We start from the raw sequence: 15342 nt of genomic DNA on the forward strand, positions 1-15342 counted from the left end.
GCTGACCGTCCTCGACGGCCGGTGAAGGGAACCGAAAGGGAGACTCGAGGGTTCACATCACCATGGGGTTCTTGTGTATGCCGGAGACACCTGTCATGCCGGACCAATGATCCCCACGACCTTCACGCCAACCGCTCATCCAGTATTCGCGAAGATTGATGTCCTGACTCGGACAATCATCACGGGAGCGACCCGAGATACCTGCCTTGTAGCCATGAATATAGGCGCGCTGGAAGCGATCACGTTTCTGTCGTTTCATTGGACTACCTCTTGAAAAGGTACCGGTGTGGGCCTGTCGTCTCGTCTCGGTCTGAATAAGGACATAAGACAGACGACCAACCCGTTCGATCCTCGGGCCCCGGGTTACCGCCGCCTGCAGGCCGAAAGGGTTCGGCCGTGCGACGGATGGGGCCCGTTGACAGCAAACGCATGCGTTATTCAGTAGCTACTGACTAATTGATAGCGCAACGGGGTCGACGTTGTCGACCGTTGATTTGTAACATCCCGTTCACCTGGTCGTAATGGCCGCGATCCGCCCATCCGAGGGGCCGATGGACCTTCCATGACTGAGACACAAGCGACTGATTCGCTGGCATTCATTGCCACCTGCCCGAAGGGCATCGAACTCCTGCTGGCCGACGAGCTGGCCGACCTGGGTGCCGAGCCGGGCAAGACCACCGTGGCCGGGGTGCACTTCCGGGCCAGCCTGGCGACTGCCTATCGCGTCTGCCTCTGGTCGCGCCTGGCCAACCGCGTGGTGCTCTGCCTGGTGCGCGAGGAGGGTATCGAGACGCCGGACCAGCTGCGCCAGGCCGTCGCGGCAGTGGACTGGCGCGATCACCTGGGCGCCGACGGCAGCCTGGCAGTGGACTTTCACGGGCGCTCCGAGGCGATCCGCCACACCCGCTTCGGTGCCCAGACCGTCAAGGATGGCGTGGTGGAGCGCCTGCTGGCCGCGGGTCGGCCGCGGCCCGACGTCGACCTGTGCCGCCCCGACCTGCGCCTCTATGCCAACCTGCACCGCGGCCGGCTGACCCTGGGGGTGGACTTCTCCGGCGACAGCCTGCACCGCCGCGGCTATCGCCGCGACGTCGGCCATGCGCCGCTCAAGGAGAACCTGGCCGCGGCCCTGCTGGTCCGGGCCGGCTGGCCGGCGCTGGCCCGCCAGGGCGCGCCGCTGGTCGACCCGCTCTGCGGGGCCGGCACCCTGTTGATCGAGGCGGCGCTGATCGCCGCCGACATGGCCCCCAACCTGGCACGGGAGCGATTCGGCTTCCACGGCTGGGCCGGTCATGACGAGCGACAGTGGCGCGAGCTGCGCCGCGAGGCCGAGGCCCGGGCCAGCATCGGGCGCAAGCGTTGTCGTTCGCGCTTGTTCGGCTTCGACGAGAGCCCGCCGGCGCTGGCCGCGGCCAAGGCCAATGCCATGCGCGCCGGCATTCCCGCGCTGATCGAGTTCCGCGGTGCCTCGCTGGGGCGGCTCGGGCGCCCCGAGGGGCTGCCGGACGCGGCGCGGGGCCTGCTGATCACCAACCCGCCCTATGGCGAGCGCCTGGGCCAGCTGCCCGAGCTGGTGACCCTCTATGGCCAGCTCGGCGAACGGGGGCGGGCGGCCTTTCCCGGCTGGCAACTGGCGGTGTTCACCGCCAACCCCGACCTGGGCCACCGCATCGGCCTGCGCGCCCACAAGCACTACTCGCTGAAGAATGGCCCGCTGGATGCCCGGCTGCTGCTGATGGCGATCCCCGAAGCCGACGAAGGCCTGGCGGGGGCAGAGCCGGCGCCACGGCCCCGACTCTCGAAGGGGGCGCAGATGTTCGCCAATCGCCTGGAGAAGAACCGCAAGCGGCTGAGGAAGTGGCTGAAGCAGTCCGGCGAGAGCTGCTACCGGCTCTATGACGCCGACATGCCGGAGTACGCCCTGGCCATCGATGTCTACGGTGACCGGGTGCATGTCCAGGAGTACGCGCCGCCGAAGACGATCGACGCCGAGCAGGCCCAGCGGCGCCTGTTCGATGCGCTCACGGTGCTTCCCGAGGTGCTGGGCGTGGACCCGGCGGCTATCGTGGTCAAGCGGCGCGAGCGCCAGAGCGGCAAGGGCCAGTACCAGAAGCAGGCCACCAGCGGCGAGCGCTTCGAGGTGCGCGAGGGCAGGGCACGGCTGTGGGTCAACCTGCGCGACTACCTCGATACCGGCCTGTTCCTCGACCACCGCCCGGTGCGCCGGATGCTGGGCGAGATGGCCGCCGGCAAGCGCTTTCTCAACCTGTTCTGCTACACCGGCACCGCCACGGTGCAGGCGGCGCTGGGGTCGCGGAAGGAGGACACCGAGGCGGCGGGGGCCAGCGACAGTGTCAGCGTCGACCTCTCCAACACCTACCTGGAGTGGGCGCGGGACAACTTCGCCCTCAACGGCCTCGACCCGAGCCGCCACCGGGTGGTGCGCGACGACTGCCTGCGCTGGCTGGAGACCGCCAGGGCGCAGTTCGACCTGATCTTCCTGGACCCGCCGACCTTCTCCAACTCCAAGAAGATGGAGGCCACCCTGGACGTGCAGCGCGACCACGGCCGCCTGGTGCGCCTGGCCATGGCCCGCCTGGCACCGGGCGGCACCCTGGTGTTCTCGAACAACCAGCGCCGCTTCCAACTGGATGCCGACCTCGCCGAGCACTACGCGGTGGAGGACATCTCGCGGAAGACCTTCGATCCGGATTTCCAGAGACGCCCCGCGTTGCACCACTGTTTCCTGATTCGCCATCGGGAGGCGTCATGAGACCTTCGATCCGCTCTCTATCCGGCAACCGCCGCCCGGGGCTGCATCACGTGTTCCTGATCCGCCATCGGGAGGCGTCATGAGACCTTCGATTCGCTCTCTATCTGGCAACCGCCGCCCGGGGCTGCATCACGTGTTCCTGATCCGCCATCGGGAGGCGTCATGAGACCTTCGATCCGCTCTCTATCTGGCAACCGCCGCCCGGGGCTGCATCACGTGTTCCTGCTCCGCCATCGGGAGGCGTCATGAGACCTTCGATCCGCTCTCTATCTGGCAACCGCCGCCCGGGGCTGCATCACGTGTTCCTGATCCGCCATCGGGAGGCGTCATGAGACCTTCGATCCGCTCTCTATCTGGCAACCGCCGCCCGGGTCTGCATCACGTGTTCCTGATCCGCCACCGGGAGGCGTCATGAGCGTTTCGACCACTGGCCGCATGATAGGCGATCGGGAGCCGGGCTCTTGCGTCGAGGCCACGCCTGTGGGGTCTGACCCCGTGCCCGACAGGAGTCGGCATCATGGGTACCCCACTGCGACCTCGACGTCCCGGGGGTCAGACCCCGCAGGCTCCACCAACGCCGGTAACCCGTCACCGAGGCCGACCCAAGCGACTCTGAACCGCCAGCGGGAGGCCGTATGATCCGCCTGCGGCTCTATACCACCCTGGGTTGCCATCTCTGCGAGCAGCTCGAGGCGCTGCTGGTCACCCTGGCCGCCGAGGCGTACCACCTGGAGGAGGTCGAGATCAGCGAGGACGTTGCCCTGGTCGAGCGCTACGGGATGCGGATTCCGGTACTGGCGGACGAGGCCGGTGAGGAGCTCGACCGCGGCTTCGAGGCGCCACGGCTGGCCGATTGGCTGAGGGAGCGGGGCTGGCTGGACGAGGGCGCCTGGCAGGTCCTGCAGCGACAGCTCGGCGGGGCGGCAGAGCCTGGCTCGGTGAAGGGCGCGACCCGGCGCGGAGGCCGGCGCTACCTGGGGTGACCCGGCACGGCTGCGCCGGGAGCTGTAAGCCTTAAGCTTTAAGTCCCCGGCTTCGCCGGGAGCTTGAAGCTGGAAGAGCGCCGCTTCGCGGCTGGAAGAGCCGGGCTTCGCCCGGAGCTCGAAGCCATAAGCTCGAAGCTGCAAGAAAAAACCCTGACAAAAGGATTGGTGGCAACATGCTGCCTTTCCAGCTTCCAGCTTCCAGCTTATAGCGTATCCAGCAACGACAGCTGGCTGATGGCGTCGCGTCCCTCGGCGGATTCGGCCTCTACTTCCAGTACCTTGCGAAAGCCCCGCGAGGCCTGGATGGTGGCCTCGTCGCCGAGCCACATCATCGCCTGGGCGTGATCGTCGGCCAGGCGATGCTTCAGTCCGCCGAACTGGGTGCCGATCTGCCCCCAGGCGCGGCTGAAGATCCAGTCGCCGAACATGTCCTGGTGGACATGTACCAGCACATAGTCATGGTCGGTTTCCCAGCGGACGATCACGGCGACTCCTGAAAGCGTGAGGCACTGCTGTATGGCAGCGCCGAGGTGTCATGTAACGGCTGGGGAGGTATTGTAAGGCCTTGTGCCGCCCGAACAAGTCGTGCCATCCAGGGAGTCAGGAGACATGCCATGAGAATCCTCGTCGATGCCAATGTGCTTGCCGCAGACGCCTGTTTCGGCGGGCTCGGCGAGGTGATCAGGCTGCCGGGCCGCGAGATCGATGCCGGGGCCGTGCGCGATGTCGATGCCCTGGTGGTGCGTTCCATCACTCGGGTCGACGCGGCCATGGTCGAGGCGGCCTTGCAGGCCGGTTCGCGGCTGCGTTTCGTTGGCACCTGCACCATCGGGACCGACCATGTCGACCAGGCCGCCCTGTCACGCCACGGCATCGCCTTCGCCAGTGCTCCCGGCTGCAATGCCGAGGCGGTGGTCGACTATGTTCTCGGCAGCCTGCTGACCCTGGCCGAGCGGCAGGGCTGGCGGCTGGCCGACCGCCGTGTCGGTGTCGTCGGGGCAGGCAGCGTCGGCGGCCGGCTGCTACGGCGGCTCGAGGCCCTGGGCATCGACTGCCTGGCCTGTGACCCCCCCCGGGCGGAGCGGGAGGGCGCTCAGGGCTTCGTCGGCCTGGCGTCGCTGATCGATGCGTGCGACGTGGTCTGCCTGCACACTCCGCTGGTCGCCGAGGGCCCCCATGCCACCCATCACCTGCTCGATGCCGAACGGATCGCCGAACTGGCGCCGGGGACGGTGGTGCTCAATGCCGGCCGCGGCGCCTGCATCGACGGCCAGGCGCTGCGTCAGCGGCTGGCAGGGCAGGGCGATATCACCGCCGTGCTCGACGTCTGGGAGCATGAGCCCGGCATCGACGCCGCCCTGCACGATCTGGCGGCGATCGCCACGCCGCATATCGCCGGCTACAGCCTCGACGGCAAGCTGCGCGGCACCCACCAGGTCTATCGGGAGCTGGCCCGGCATCTCGGCCTGCCGGCGGGGGTGACGCTCGCCGACCTGCTACCGCCACCGCCGGTGTCGCACCTGGCGCTGCAAGGCGGGCTCGAGGCCGAGGAGGCGCTGCGGCTGTGTGCCCGTGCGGTCCACGACGTGCGTCGCGACCACGACAGCCTGCTGCGCGAGTCGCGCCGGCGGGGCATGGCCAGGGGCTTCGATGCCTGCCGGGCGAGTTACCCGCTGCGACGCGAGTTCTCTACCCTGGAGGTGACGCTGAACGAGAAGGCTCACGAGATGGCACCGCTTCTCGAGGCAGCCGGCTTTCGGGTGACGATGGTTTGAGCCACGAGCCACGAGCCACGAGCCACGAGCCACGAGCCACGAGCAAGACTTATTGCCCGCAGCCCGCAGCCCGCAGCCCGCAGCCCGCAGCCCGCAGCCCGCAGCCCGCAGCCCGCAGCCCGCAGCCCGCAGCCCGCAGCCCGCAGCCCGGCGTTTACTGGCGGTACGCCGCTTCCTTGAGGGCGCGAATGCGGTCTTCCAGCGGGGGGTGGCTGGCGAACAGCCGCTCCATGATCTTGCGGGTCTGGCCGGTGGTGATGGCGAAGGCCGTGAGGGTGTCCGGCATCTGGTCGGGCATCTCGGTCTCGGCCTTGAGGCGCGCCAGGGCGTTGATCATGGCGCCCGAGCCGGCGAGCTTCGCGCCGGCGGCGTCGGCGCGGTATTCGCGGAAGCGCGAGAACCAGGCGACGATGGCCGAGGCGATGATGCCGAAGACGATCTCGGCGACGATCACCACGGCGAAGTAGCCCATGAAGCCGAGCCCGGCGCCGTCGCTGCGGCTGCGCAGGAACTGGTCGACCAGGTGGGCGACGACCCGCGCGAAGAACATCACGAAGGTGTTCACCACCCCCTGGATCAGCGCCAGGGTGACCATGTCGCCGTTGGCCACGTGGCCGATCTCGTGGGCCAGCACCGCGCGCACCTCTTCCGGGCGCATGCGGTTGAGCAGGCCGGCCGAGACCGCCACCAGGGCGTCGTCCTTGTTCCAGCCGGTGGCGAAGGCATTGGACTGCTGGGCGGGGAAGATGCCCACCTCGGGGGTCTTGATGCCGGCGTCGCGGGCGAGCTCCGCCACGGTGTCGAGCAGCCACTTCTCGGTGGCATTGGAGGGCGTCTCGATCACCACGGTGCCCGTGCCGCGCTTGGCCATCCACTTGGAGATGAACAGCGAGATCATGGAGCCGGCCATGCCGAAGACGAAGCAGAAGATCAGCAGGGCGTTGAAGTTCAGGCCCTGGCCGCGCAGGTAGCCCTCGACCCCCAGCAGGCGCAGGGTGATGCTGGCGACGATGATCACCGCCAGGTTGGTGCCCAGGAAGAGCAGGATTCGCATCATGGAACGGGTCTCCGTCGTCGTCGAAGGGGGGGCCGTGCCGGGCACGGCGTTCACAAGCTGTTGCTTAGATACGGTCTCGCCCGCCGGGTTTCAAGCGCGGCGCTCGCGGTCGCCGGGCGCGCTCACTGCCGGTAGCGCGACAGGAAGCGGGCGAAGCGGTCCAGGGCATCCTCGAGCTGGTCGGCCCAGGGCAGGGTGACGATGCGCACATGGTCAGGGTCCGGCCAGTTGAAGGCGGTGCCCTGGACCAGCAGGATCTTCTCCTGCAGCAGCAGGTCGAGCACCAGCTGCTGGTCGTCGCGGATGTTGAACACCTTGGGGTCGAGGCGAGGGAAGGCGTAGAGCGCGCCCTTCGCCTTGACGCAGGAGACCCCGGGGATGGCGTTGAGCTTGTCGTAGGTGATGTCGCGCTGGGCCAGCAGGCGCCCCCCGGGCAGGATCAGGTCGTTGACCGACTGGTAGCCGCCGAGGGCCGTCTGGATGGCATGCTGGGCCGGCACGTTGGCGCACAGGCGCATCGAGGCGAGCATGGTCAGCCCCTGGATGAAATCGTCCGCATGCTGCTTGGCGAGGTTGCCCGAGAGGATCATCCAGCCGGAGCGGAAGCCGGCGCAGCGGTAGCTCTTGGAGAGCCCGTTCATGGTCACCACCAGCTGGTCCTCGGAGGCCAGCGCGCCGGTGGAGACGTGTTCGGCGTCGTCGTAGAGGATCTTGTCGTAGATCTCGTCGGAGAACACCACCAGGTCGTGCTCGCGGGCGATGTCGAGCAGACCACGCACCACCTCCGGCGGGTAGACGGCGCCGGTGGGGTTGTTGGGGTTGATGATCACGATGGCCCGGGTATGGCCGGTCACCTTGGCGCGGATGTCGGCGAGGTCGGGGGCCCAGTCGGCCTGTTCGTCGCACAGGTAGTGTACCGGGTGGCCGCCCGAGAGGTTGGCCGCGGCGGTCCACAGCGGGTAGTCGGGAGCCGGGATCAGCACCTCGTCGCCATCGTTGATCAGCGCCTGCATGGCCATCACGATCAGCTCGGAGACCCCGTTGCCGATGTAGATGTCCTCGATGCCGACATTGGGTATGTTCTTGCGCTGGCACTCCTGCATGATCGCCTTGCGCGCCGAGTAGAGCCCCTTGGAATCGCAGTAACCCTGGGCGGTGGGCAGGTTGCGCATCACATCCTGGAGGATCTCCTCCGGCGCCTCGAAGCCGAACGGGGCAGGGTTGCCGATGTTTAGCTTGAGGATGCGCTGACCTTCCTCTTCCAGGCGCTTGGCGTGGTCGAGCACCGGGCCGCGGATGTCGTAGCAGACGTTGTGCAGCTTGTGCGATTTCCGGATCGGGGTGGTGTCCATGTCTTCCAGTGTCCAATGGTCATGCAGGCAAGGGCGAGCCTGTGATTATGCGGGGTCGCCGGGCCGGGAGCCATCCTCCTCGACGCCGGCTGGCTCGCTTTCCGGTTCGGCGGGGATGTCCGCCGGGGTCTCGAGGGTCAGGCGGCCGAGCTTGCCGTCGCGCAGCTCATGCAGCAGCACCTCGGCGCCGCGGTGCAGGTCGACCTCGCCGCCGGGGCGCAGGCCGCCGCGCTTGCCGGCGATCTCGGTGAGGATCGCGTGGCCATCGAAGCCGGCCAGGGCCAGCAGGTCGACCCGCGCCGGGCCGTCGGCCTCGACCCGTTCGGCCTCGGGGTTGGCCGCATAGGCGGGCAGCGCCCCCAGCTTGTAGCGCGCCTGGAGCGCCTCGGGATAGCGCCGCGCCAGCTCGGCGGCGGTGACCACCGCCACATCCACATAGTCGATGGCAGTGTCGCGGATGGCACCGCTGGCCGCCAGGCGATAGGCGCTGGCCTGGTCCTCGATCTTGGGCCACAGCACCCCCGGGGTGTCGATCAGTGCCACCCGGCCGGCGATGCGCACCTTCTGCTGGCGCTTGGTCACCGCCGGCTCGTTGCCGGTCTTGGCGATGGTGCGCCCGGCCAGGCCGTTGATCAGGGTCGACTTGCCGACGTTGGGGATGCCCATGACCATCACCCGCACATCGCGATCGGCGCGCACCTGCCCCGCCAGTTCGTGGCACAGCCTGGGGATGCGCTTGAGCTCGCGGGCGTTGGTGGTGGTCACGGGCAGGGCCCGGGTATCGGCCTGGGCATCGAAGTGGGCGGTCCACTCGCGGGTGCGCTCGGGGTCGGCCAGGTCGGCGCGGGAGAGCACCTTCAGCACCGGCTTGTGGCGGGTCAGCTCGGCGAGCAGGGGGTTGGCGCTGGAGTAGGGAAGCCGGGCGTCGAGGACCTCGATCACCACGTCGATCTCCGGCAGTGCCTCGGTGATCTGCCGGCGCGCCTTGTTCATGTGTCCCGGGTACCAGCCGAGCATGGGAGCCACTCCTGCGAGCCTGAAAATGAAAAGGGCGACCATCATACCAGACGGTCGCCCGTTTCAGGTCAGGCCAGTCGCCTACTCGCCGGCATGGAACTGGATCGCCACCGAGTTGATGCAGTAGCGCCGCCCGGTGGTCTCGGCCGGGCCGTCGGGGAAGACATGCCCCAGGTGGGCGTTGCAACGGGCGCAGATCACCTCGGTGCGCTGCATGCCCTGGGAGGTGTCCGGCTGCTCCTCTACGCAGCCCGAGACCAGGGGGCGGTCGAAACTGGGCCAACCGCAGCCGGCATCGAACTTGTGCTCGTTCTCGAACAGCGGGGCGTGACAGCAGACGCAGTGGTAGATGCCGTGCTCGTCGGTGACCCGGTAGTCACCGCTGAAGGGGCGCTCGGTGCCTTTCTCGCGGGTCACGTGGTACTGCTCGGGGGTCAGCTGCGCACGCCACTCGGCGTCACTCTTCTCGATCTTCCTTCGCATGGCGTCTCTCCTGGTCTGGCCTGGTCAGAAGCGGCATCGGCCACCGGGCCGATGCCTTCATTGTGGCATCATCTACCCCCTCCCATGGGAGGGGATTTCCGTCTTCGGTCACGCCCGTTCAACGTCAGCCGGCACCGCGCTTGACAGCTTTCAGGGTGCTCAGTAACATACGCGCCACCTCGACGAGCCGAGACATGTGTCCCATTCGTCTAGTGGTCCAGGACACCGCCCTTTCACGGCGGGAACAGGGGTTCGAACCCCCTATGGGACGCCACTCGACTCTTCAAGGTGCCGGAGCGCGGGAATAGCTCAGTGGTAGAGCATCGCCTTGCCAAGGCGAGGGTCGCGAGTTCGAATCTCGTTTCCCGCTCCAATGCGTCCCATTCGTCTAGTGGTCCAGGACACCGCCCTTTCACGGCGGGAACAGGGGTTCGAACCCCCTATGGGACGCCACTTCCGGTGATTGCCCAGGCGATCGAAGGTTGCGAGACAAGCGGGAATAGCTCAGTGGTAGAGCATCGCCTTGCCAAGGCGAGGGTCGCGAGTTCGAATCTCGTTTCCCGCTCCAAACAGTACCAATACGTCCCATTCGTCTAGTGGCCCAGGACACCGCCCTTTCACGGCGGGAACAGGGGTTCGAACCCCCTATGGGACGCCACTTCGCGCGCATTGCGGTACCCGACAAGCGGGAATAGCTCAGTGGTAGAGCATCGCCTTGCCAAGGCGAGGGTCGCGAGTTCGAATCTCGTTTCCCGCTCCAGTCGTGCCTCCCCCCGGTATCTGCCTTCCTCTCAGTATGCCCAGACGATCGCCATCAGCAGCCCCCAGGCGAGACCGCCGGCCGCCATGATGGTATAGGTCGCCGCCATCGCCGTCACGTCGTCATCCCGACGCTGACACAGCCCCTGTAGTCCGTGGTAGATCAGGCTGCACGAGATGCACAGTGCCATCAGTACGGCCAACGCATTGAGCAGCAGGCTGGGAACCGCCAGCACCACGGAAGACGACCAGAGCGGCAGCGGCGCCAGGGCGGCCAGCAGGTAGGCGTCGTGGTAGCTGATCGACATCTGGTGGCTGTGGACGACCGAATGGATGAGCCAGCCCATGACGAAGAAGGTCAGCAGCTCCGCCAGGAAGAGGATGGTGGTGATGTGGCGCCAGGGGCGGTCGGCGAAACTGGGGACGAAGTCGTCGCCGTAATGGGTGCCGGCATAGTAGAGCATGACCGGCGGCAGCAACGACAACGGCACCACGATCAACCACGCCAGGGCGGGAATCGACACCTGCCGTTGCTGGAGCTCCTTCCAGCCCGCGGTGCGGGAGAAGGGCAGGTAGAGAATGGTGGAGACATTCATGGGCACCTCCGGTGACTCGTATCGATTTATATCATGTTATGATATTTACTAGTTGCCATTCTCCGGCGTGTCAAGGAGGCTTCCATGCCCAGCCAGGGTGATTCGCGGCCCGACGCTCTGACCAAGCAGGATTTCGAGCGACTTTCCCACTTCCGCTATCGGCTGCGGTGTTTCCAGCGCCATAGCGAGGACATCTGTCGCGATCATGGCCTCACCTCGCTGCAGTATCAGCTGTTGCTGCACCTCAAGGGCTTCGAGGGGCGCGAGTGGGCCACCGTGGGCGAGCTGGCCGAGCGACTGCAGGCCAAGCATCACGGCACCGTGGCGCTGGTCGGACGCTGCGAGGAGGCGGGGCTGGTCGAGCGCCGCCCGGGCCGGGCGGACCGGCGCCGAATGGAGGTCCACCTGCTCGAGAAGGGAAGCGCGCTGGTGGCGAGGATCGCCGCGCAGCACCAGCCCGAGTTGCGCCACCTGCAGCAGGAGTTCCATCTGCCGGGATGGGAGGCCGAACCTTGAAGTTTCTACCGGTACCCCAATGTCCTGAGCCTCTTTCGATGATATTGCTCAACCGACGGGATCGCGCATGGCCGAACCGGCACTGTCCATCCGTGGCCTGACCAAGGTCTACGGCAATGGCTTCCAGGCCCTCAAGGGCATCGACCTCGACGTCGCCGAGGGCGACTTCTTCGCCTTGCTGGGCCCCAACGGCGCCGGCAAGTCCACCACCCTGGGGGTGGTCTGCTCGCTGGTGCAGAAGACCGACGGCCGGGTCACGATCTTCGGCATCGACATCGACCGCGACTTCGCCCGCGCCAAGTACCACCTGGGCGTGGTCCCCCAGGAGTTCAACTTCAACCAGTTCGAGAAGGTCCTCGACATCGTGCTGGCCCAGGCCGGCTACTACGGCATGCCGCGCCGCGAGGCCCTGCCGCGGGCCGAGCAGCTGCTGAGGGACCTGGGGCTGTGGGACAAGCGCAACGGCAGCGCGCGCATGCTCTCTGGCGGCATGAAGCGCCGGCTGATGATCGCCCGGGCCCTGATGCACCGGCCCAGGCTGCTGATCCTCGACGAGCCCACCGCCGGGGTGGACATCGAGCTGAGGCGCAGCATGTGGGAGTACATGCGCCGCATCAACCGCGAGGAGGGCACCACCATCATCCTGACCACCCACTATCTCGAGGAGGCCGAGAGCCTCTGTCGCAACGTGGCGATCATCAACCACGGCGAGATCATCCGTAACACCAGCGTGCGCGAGCTGCTCGCCGAGCTCGACACCGAGACCTTCCTGCTCGACCTGGCCCGCCCGGTGAAGCAGCTGCCGGTGATCGAGGGCTTCGAGGTTCGACAGGTGGACGGTGCCCAGCTGGCGGTGGTGGTGCACCGCGGGCAGCGCATGAACGACATCTTCACCGCCCTGGGTGAGCAGGGCATCGAGGTGGTCTCCATGCGTAACCGTGCCAACCGCCTCGAGGAGATGTTCGTCTCCATGGTGGAGCAGGGCAACAGCGACAAGGCCGCTGCCGACGAGGCGGAGGCGCGCGCATGACCCCGACCCAGACCGCCATCGCCCTCTGGACCCTGGTGCACAAGGAGATCAAGCGCTTCACGCGGATCTGGCCGCAGACCCTGCTGCCGCCCTCGATCACCATGACCATGTACTTCATCATCTTTGGCAGCCTGATCGGTTCGCGCATCGGCGCGATGGACGGTTTCAACTACATGGACTTCATCGTCCCCGGGCTGATCATGATGGCGGTGATCACCAACAGCTACTCCAACGTGGCATCAAGCTTCTTCTCCAACAAGTTCCAGCGCTCCATCGAGGAGATGATGGTCTCGCCGATGCCCAACTGGGTGATCCTGTGCGGCTTCGTGCTGGGTGGCATGGCCCGTGGCCTGGGGGTGGGGCTGATCGTCACCATCGTCTCGTTGTTCTTCACCCGCCTCAGCGTGGCGCACCCGCTGCTGACCCTCGGGGTGGTGGTGCTGACCGCCGCGCTGTTCTCCATCGGCGGCTTCATCAACGCGCTGCTGGGCAAGAAGTTCGACGACATCTCCATCGTGCCGACCTTCATCCTCACGCCGCTCACCTATCTCGGCGGGGTCTTCTACTCGATCTCGCTGCTGCCGAACTTCTGGCAGGGCGTGTCGATGCTCAATCCCATCCTCTACATGGTCAACGTCTTCCGCTATGGTTTCCTCGGGGTCTCCGACATCCCGGTGGGCTGGGCGCTGGCCGCCATCGTCGCCTTCATCGTGGTGCTCTTCACCATCGCCTTGTGGATGCTCGAACATGGCAAGGGCATCAGGAGTTAAGCGTATGGAGCGTCCCGACACTCTCGAGCATGCCCCCCTGGGGCGCGAGTCCGCCTACCCGGAGCACTACGACGCCGGGCTGCTCTATCCCATCGCCCGCGCCGCCAACCGCGCGCCGCTGGGTATCGACGAGGGCGCGCTGCCCTTCGTCGGCGAGGACGAGTGGCACGCCTTCGAGGTCTCCTGGCTCAACGCCCGCGGCAAGCCGATGGTCGCCGTGGCGCGCTTCCGCCTGCCGGTGGACTCCCCCAACCTGATCGAATCGAAGTCCTGGAAGCTCTATCTCAATGGCTTCAACCAGACCCGCTTCGACAGCCGCGCGGGGGTGATCGACACCCTGGTGGCGGACCTTTCCGCCGCCGCGGGTGCCCCGGTCTCCGTCGAGCTGTTCGATGTCGACGATGCGGTGCTCGCGCCCCAGCGGCTTCCCGGCGAGAGCCTGGACGACCTGGACATCGAGGTCAGCGACTATACGCCCAGCGCCGATCATCTCAGGGTGGGGGAGGAGATCGTCGAGGAGACGCTGCACTCGCACCTGCTCAAGTCCAACTGCCCGGTCACCGGCCAGCCCGACTGGGGCAGCGTGCTGATCCGCTACCGCGGGCCGAAGCTCGACCGCGAGGGGCTGCTGCGCTACCTGATCGGCTACCGTCAGCACCAGGACTTCCACGAGCACTGCGTCGAGCACATCTTCACCGACCTGATGACCCGGGCCCGGCCCGAGCGGCTGCTGGTGCTGGCGCGCTATGTGCGTCGCGGCGGGCTCGATATCAGCCCCTGGCGCGGCACTCCCGGCGAGCGTCCGCCCGAGCCGCTGCGGCTGGCGCGCCAGTAGCCGCTTGGGTAGAGTGCCGACTGAACCTGTAAAGGAGAGCGACATGGACGCGATGACGCTGCTGCACGAACGCAGCTCCATGGGCAAGTTGACAGGGCCGCCGCCGAGCCCCGAGCAGCTCGAGGCGCTCTACCGGGCGGCGCTGCGTGCCCCGGACCACAAGCAGCTGCGCCCCTGGCGCTTCATCGAGTTCTCCGGCGAGGGGCTGGCGCGACTGGGCGAGCTGTTCGCCGAGGCCGAGTTCCGCGAGGACCCGCACAGCGGGGACGCCACCCTGGACGCCGCCCGCAAGAAGCCGTTGCGCGCGCCCATGATCATCGCCGTGATCGCCAGGGTCACCCCCGATGTTCCCAAGGTACCGAAGATCGAGCAGGTGATCTCGGCCGGCTGCGCGGCGCACGGCATCATGCTCGCCGCCCACGCCCTGGGGCTCGGCGCCATGTGGCGCAGCGGCAAGTACGCCTACGATCCCACCGTGCGCAAGGGGCTCGGCCTGGGTGACGACGACGAGATCGTCGCCTTCCTCTACCTGGGCCAGCTCGCCGGCCGCCACAAGCCGCTGGCCGAGCATCGGATCGATGACTTCGTCGAGCACTGGAGCTAGCCGGGAGAGATGAACATGCGCGAGATCGGCATTGCCCACCCGCGCCTGCCGCTGCCGGCCCCCGGCCGCGAGGACGACCCGGCCCGCTTCCTGGCCTGGCTCGCCGAGGCGATCCCCATGGTCGAGCACCTGGGCATCCGCTCCATTCGACGGGACGACGAGCAACTGATCTGGGAGCTCGATCTCACGCCCAGCCTCAACGACAAGGGCACCGGCTTCGGCGGGGCCCTCGCCGCCCAGACCACGCTCCTGGGCTGGTGCTGGACCACCCTCTGGCTGCGCCGGCACAGCCTGACCCGTGACGTGGTGGTGGCCGAGGCCCGCCAGCGCTTCCTGGCGCCGGTCACCGGCGACTACCGGCTGGTGTGCCGGCCCGAGAATGACGACGGCCCCGCCAGGCTCGCCGAGCGGATCGCCGGCCGCGGCAGGGGGCGCATCGCCCTGGTGCAGCAGCTCTGGTGCGGCGATACCCTGTGCCTCGAGGCCCGCGGCGATTATGCGGTGCTGCCCGCCGGCTGAACCGGCGTGATGCGGAAAAAGCGGCTTGCAATCGCGCACTTAAGCCGTTAGCATACGCGCCGTCCTTGAGAGAAAAGGGCGCCGTTCTGGAGGAGAAAGCCCGCCGCGCCGACACGGTCCGGAAATGCTTTCGACTCGAGAATTACAATGCGGAGGGGTGTCCGAGTGGTCGAAGGAGCACGCCTGGAAAGTGTGTAAGTCGAAAGGCTTCGAGGGTTCGAATCCCTCCCCCTCCGCCATCTATCTTTTAATATCAGTAGCTTAGAGACG

General features: G+C 67.2%; 16 protein-coding genes and 7 tRNA genes. 16 read left to right on the forward strand and 7 right to left on the reverse strand.

Going from position 1 to position 15342, the window contains the following annotated elements; translation table 11 throughout:
• Nucleotides 1-52 precede the first annotated feature (52 nt).
• Complete coding sequence (rmf, locus tag CR157_RS11390; RefSeq protein ID WP_110283657.1) at nt 53-259, reverse strand: ribosome modulation factor; 207 nt, start codon at nt 257-259, stop codon at nt 53-55.
• A 303-nt stretch (nt 260-562) separates the two neighbouring features.
• On the opposite strand from rmf, the gene rlmKL reads away from it, so the two are divergent.
• A complete protein-coding gene (rlmKL, locus tag CR157_RS11395; protein WP_110283658.1) occupies nt 563-2773 on the forward strand; it encodes a bifunctional 23S rRNA (guanine(2069)-N(7))-methyltransferase RlmK/23S rRNA (guanine(2445)-N(2))-methyltransferase RlmL in 2211 nt (736 codons plus the stop codon).
• A gap of 635 nt (nt 2774-3408) precedes the next feature.
• Nucleotides 3409-3756, forward strand: coding sequence for a glutaredoxin family protein (locus CR157_RS11400; RefSeq protein WP_110283659.1), 348 nt, complete (start codon nt 3409-3411; stop codon nt 3754-3756).
• A 206-nt stretch (nt 3757-3962) separates the two neighbouring features.
• Here CR157_RS11400 and CR157_RS11405 read toward each other — a convergent pair whose 3' ends face one another.
• Entirely contained in the window at nt 3963-4244 is a 282-nt protein-coding gene (locus CR157_RS11405) for a hypothetical protein (RefSeq protein ID WP_110283660.1), read from the reverse strand.
• A 129-nt stretch (nt 4245-4373) separates the two neighbouring features.
• Here CR157_RS11405 and pdxB point away from each other — a divergent pair, with 129 nt between their 5' ends.
• On the forward strand, nt 4374-5534 hold the full coding sequence (gene pdxB, locus CR157_RS11410) for a 4-phosphoerythronate dehydrogenase PdxB (protein WP_110283661.1): 1161 nt from the start codon (nt 4374-4376) through the stop codon (nt 5532-5534).
• Between the two features lie 154 nt (nt 5535-5688).
• On the opposite strand, the gene htpX is transcribed toward pdxB, so the two are convergent.
• From htpX to msrB, 4 genes are all read right to left on the reverse strand, one after another.
• Nucleotides 5689-6591 carry a protease HtpX gene (gene htpX / locus CR157_RS11415; protein WP_110283662.1) on the reverse strand — a complete coding sequence of 301 codons (903 nt, stop codon included), beginning with the start codon at nt 6589-6591 and terminating at the stop codon, nt 5689-5691.
• A 122-nt stretch (nt 6592-6713) separates the two neighbouring features.
• Complete coding sequence (locus tag CR157_RS11420; RefSeq protein WP_110283663.1) at nt 6714-7943, reverse strand: pyridoxal phosphate-dependent aminotransferase; 1230 nt, start codon at nt 7941-7943, stop codon at nt 6714-6716.
• A 45-nt stretch (nt 7944-7988) separates the two neighbouring features.
• Nucleotides 7989-8960, reverse strand: a complete 972-nt coding sequence (ylqF, locus tag CR157_RS11425) for a ribosome biogenesis GTPase YlqF (protein ID WP_110283664.1) — start codon at nt 8958-8960, stop codon at nt 7989-7991.
• 81 nt (nt 8961-9041) lie between these two features.
• Nucleotides 9042-9443 (reverse strand): peptide-methionine (R)-S-oxide reductase MsrB, encoded by a 402-nt coding sequence (gene msrB, locus CR157_RS11430; RefSeq protein WP_110283665.1) that lies wholly within the window; start codon nt 9441-9443, stop codon nt 9042-9044.
• 198 nt (nt 9444-9641) lie between these two features.
• Between msrB and CR157_RS11435 the strand changes: the two genes are divergently transcribed.
• The 6 genes from CR157_RS11435 (at nt 9642) to CR157_RS11460 (ending at nt 10203) form a co-directional block, all read left to right on the forward strand.
• Nucleotides 9642-9717: transfer RNA gene (locus CR157_RS11435), tRNA-Glu, on the forward strand.
• Nucleotides 9718-9741: 24 nt separating this feature from the next.
• Nucleotides 9742-9816: transfer RNA gene (locus CR157_RS11440), tRNA-Gly, on the forward strand.
• A gap of 4 nt (nt 9817-9820) precedes the next feature.
• Nucleotides 9821-9896: transfer RNA gene (locus tag CR157_RS11445), tRNA-Glu, on the forward strand.
• A 40-nt stretch (nt 9897-9936) separates the two neighbouring features.
• Nucleotides 9937-10011 (forward strand) — tRNA-Gly (locus CR157_RS11450).
• A 14-nt stretch (nt 10012-10025) separates the two neighbouring features.
• A tRNA-Glu gene (locus CR157_RS11455) sits at nt 10026-10101 on the forward strand.
• A gap of 27 nt (nt 10102-10128) precedes the next feature.
• Nucleotides 10129-10203 (forward strand) — tRNA-Gly (locus CR157_RS11460).
• A gap of 31 nt (nt 10204-10234) precedes the next feature.
• Here the strand turns inward: CR157_RS11460 and CR157_RS11465 are convergent.
• The gene (locus CR157_RS11465) at nt 10235-10798 is read right to left on the reverse strand and encodes a YIP1 family protein (RefSeq protein WP_110283666.1); all 564 of its coding nucleotides are present in this window, start codon (nt 10796-10798) and stop codon (nt 10235-10237) included.
• 84 nt (nt 10799-10882) lie between these two features.
• Between CR157_RS11465 and CR157_RS11470 the strand changes: the two genes are divergently transcribed.
• The 7 genes from CR157_RS11470 (at nt 10883) to CR157_RS11500 (ending at nt 15311) form a co-directional block, all read left to right on the forward strand.
• Nucleotides 10883-11314: a MarR family winged helix-turn-helix transcriptional regulator gene (locus tag CR157_RS11470; protein WP_110283667.1), complete on the forward strand. Its 432-nt coding sequence runs from the start codon at nt 10883-10885 to the stop codon at nt 11312-11314.
• 67 nt (nt 11315-11381) lie between these two features.
• Nucleotides 11382-12344: an ABC transporter ATP-binding protein gene (locus CR157_RS11475; RefSeq protein WP_110283668.1), complete on the forward strand. Its 963-nt coding sequence runs from the start codon at nt 11382-11384 to the stop codon at nt 12342-12344.
• A complete protein-coding gene (locus CR157_RS11480) occupies nt 12341-13114 on the forward strand; it encodes an ABC transporter permease (RefSeq protein ID WP_110283669.1) in 774 nt (257 codons plus the stop codon). Before CR157_RS11475 ends, CR157_RS11480 begins: the two co-directional genes overlap by 4 nt.
• A gap of 4 nt (nt 13115-13118) precedes the next feature.
• Entirely contained in the window at nt 13119-13949 is an 831-nt protein-coding gene (queF, locus tag CR157_RS11485) for an NADPH-dependent 7-cyano-7-deazaguanine reductase QueF (RefSeq protein WP_110283670.1), read from the forward strand.
• A gap of 43 nt (nt 13950-13992) precedes the next feature.
• The gene (locus CR157_RS11490; RefSeq protein ID WP_110283671.1) at nt 13993-14553 is read left to right on the forward strand and encodes a nitroreductase family protein; all 561 of its coding nucleotides are present in this window, start codon (nt 13993-13995) and stop codon (nt 14551-14553) included.
• Between the two features lie 15 nt (nt 14554-14568).
• Nucleotides 14569-15072 (forward strand): YiiD C-terminal domain-containing protein, encoded by a 504-nt coding sequence (locus tag CR157_RS11495; protein ID WP_110284018.1) that lies wholly within the window; start codon nt 14569-14571, stop codon nt 15070-15072.
• 151 nt (nt 15073-15223) lie between these two features.
• A tRNA-Ser gene (locus CR157_RS11500) sits at nt 15224-15311 on the forward strand.
• Nucleotides 15312-15342: the final 31 nt, after the last annotated feature.

The organism is Halomonas sp. LBP4 (assembly GCF_003202205.1).
Lineage (GTDB): Bacteria > Pseudomonadota > Gammaproteobacteria > Pseudomonadales > Halomonadaceae > Halomonas > Halomonas flagellata.

What these genes read in the sequence shown, in the direction of transcription:
- rmf (WP_110283657.1), bottom strand. Translation starts at nt 259, where the DNA reads ATGAAACGACAGAAACGTGATCGCTTCCAGCGCGCCTATATTCATGGC.
- rlmKL (WP_110283658.1), top strand. Translation starts at nt 563, where the DNA reads ATGACTGAGACACAAGCGACTGATTCGCTGGCATTCATTGCCACCTGC.
- CR157_RS11400 (WP_110283659.1), top strand. Translation starts at nt 3,409, where the DNA reads ATGATCCGCCTGCGGCTCTATACCACCCTGGGTTGCCATCTCTGCGAG.
- pdxB (WP_110283661.1), top strand. Translation starts at nt 4,374, where the DNA reads ATGAGAATCCTCGTCGATGCCAATGTGCTTGCCGCAGACGCCTGTTTC.
- htpX (WP_110283662.1), bottom strand. Translation starts at nt 6,591, where the DNA reads ATGATGCGAATCCTGCTCTTCCTGGGCACCAACCTGGCGGTGATCATC.
- CR157_RS11420 (WP_110283663.1), bottom strand. Translation starts at nt 7,943, where the DNA reads ATGGACACCACCCCGATCCGGAAATCGCACAAGCTGCACAACGTCTGC.
- ylqF (WP_110283664.1), bottom strand. Translation starts at nt 8,960, where the DNA reads ATGCTCGGCTGGTACCCGGGACACATGAACAAGGCGCGCCGGCAGATC.
- msrB (WP_110283665.1), bottom strand. Translation starts at nt 9,443, where the DNA reads ATGCGAAGGAAGATCGAGAAGAGTGACGCCGAGTGGCGTGCGCAGCTG.
- CR157_RS11465 (WP_110283666.1), bottom strand. Translation starts at nt 10,798, where the DNA reads ATGAATGTCTCCACCATTCTCTACCTGCCCTTCTCCCGCACCGCGGGC.
- CR157_RS11470 (WP_110283667.1), top strand. Translation starts at nt 10,883, where the DNA reads ATGCCCAGCCAGGGTGATTCGCGGCCCGACGCTCTGACCAAGCAGGAT.
- CR157_RS11475 (WP_110283668.1), top strand. Translation starts at nt 11,382, where the DNA reads ATGGCCGAACCGGCACTGTCCATCCGTGGCCTGACCAAGGTCTACGGC.
- CR157_RS11480 (WP_110283669.1), top strand. Translation starts at nt 12,341, where the DNA reads ATGACCCCGACCCAGACCGCCATCGCCCTCTGGACCCTGGTGCACAAG.
- queF (WP_110283670.1), top strand. Translation starts at nt 13,119, where the DNA reads ATGGAGCGTCCCGACACTCTCGAGCATGCCCCCCTGGGGCGCGAGTCC.
- CR157_RS11490 (WP_110283671.1), top strand. Translation starts at nt 13,993, where the DNA reads ATGGACGCGATGACGCTGCTGCACGAACGCAGCTCCATGGGCAAGTTG.
- CR157_RS11495 (WP_110284018.1), top strand. Translation starts at nt 14,569, where the DNA reads ATGCGCGAGATCGGCATTGCCCACCCGCGCCTGCCGCTGCCGGCCCCC.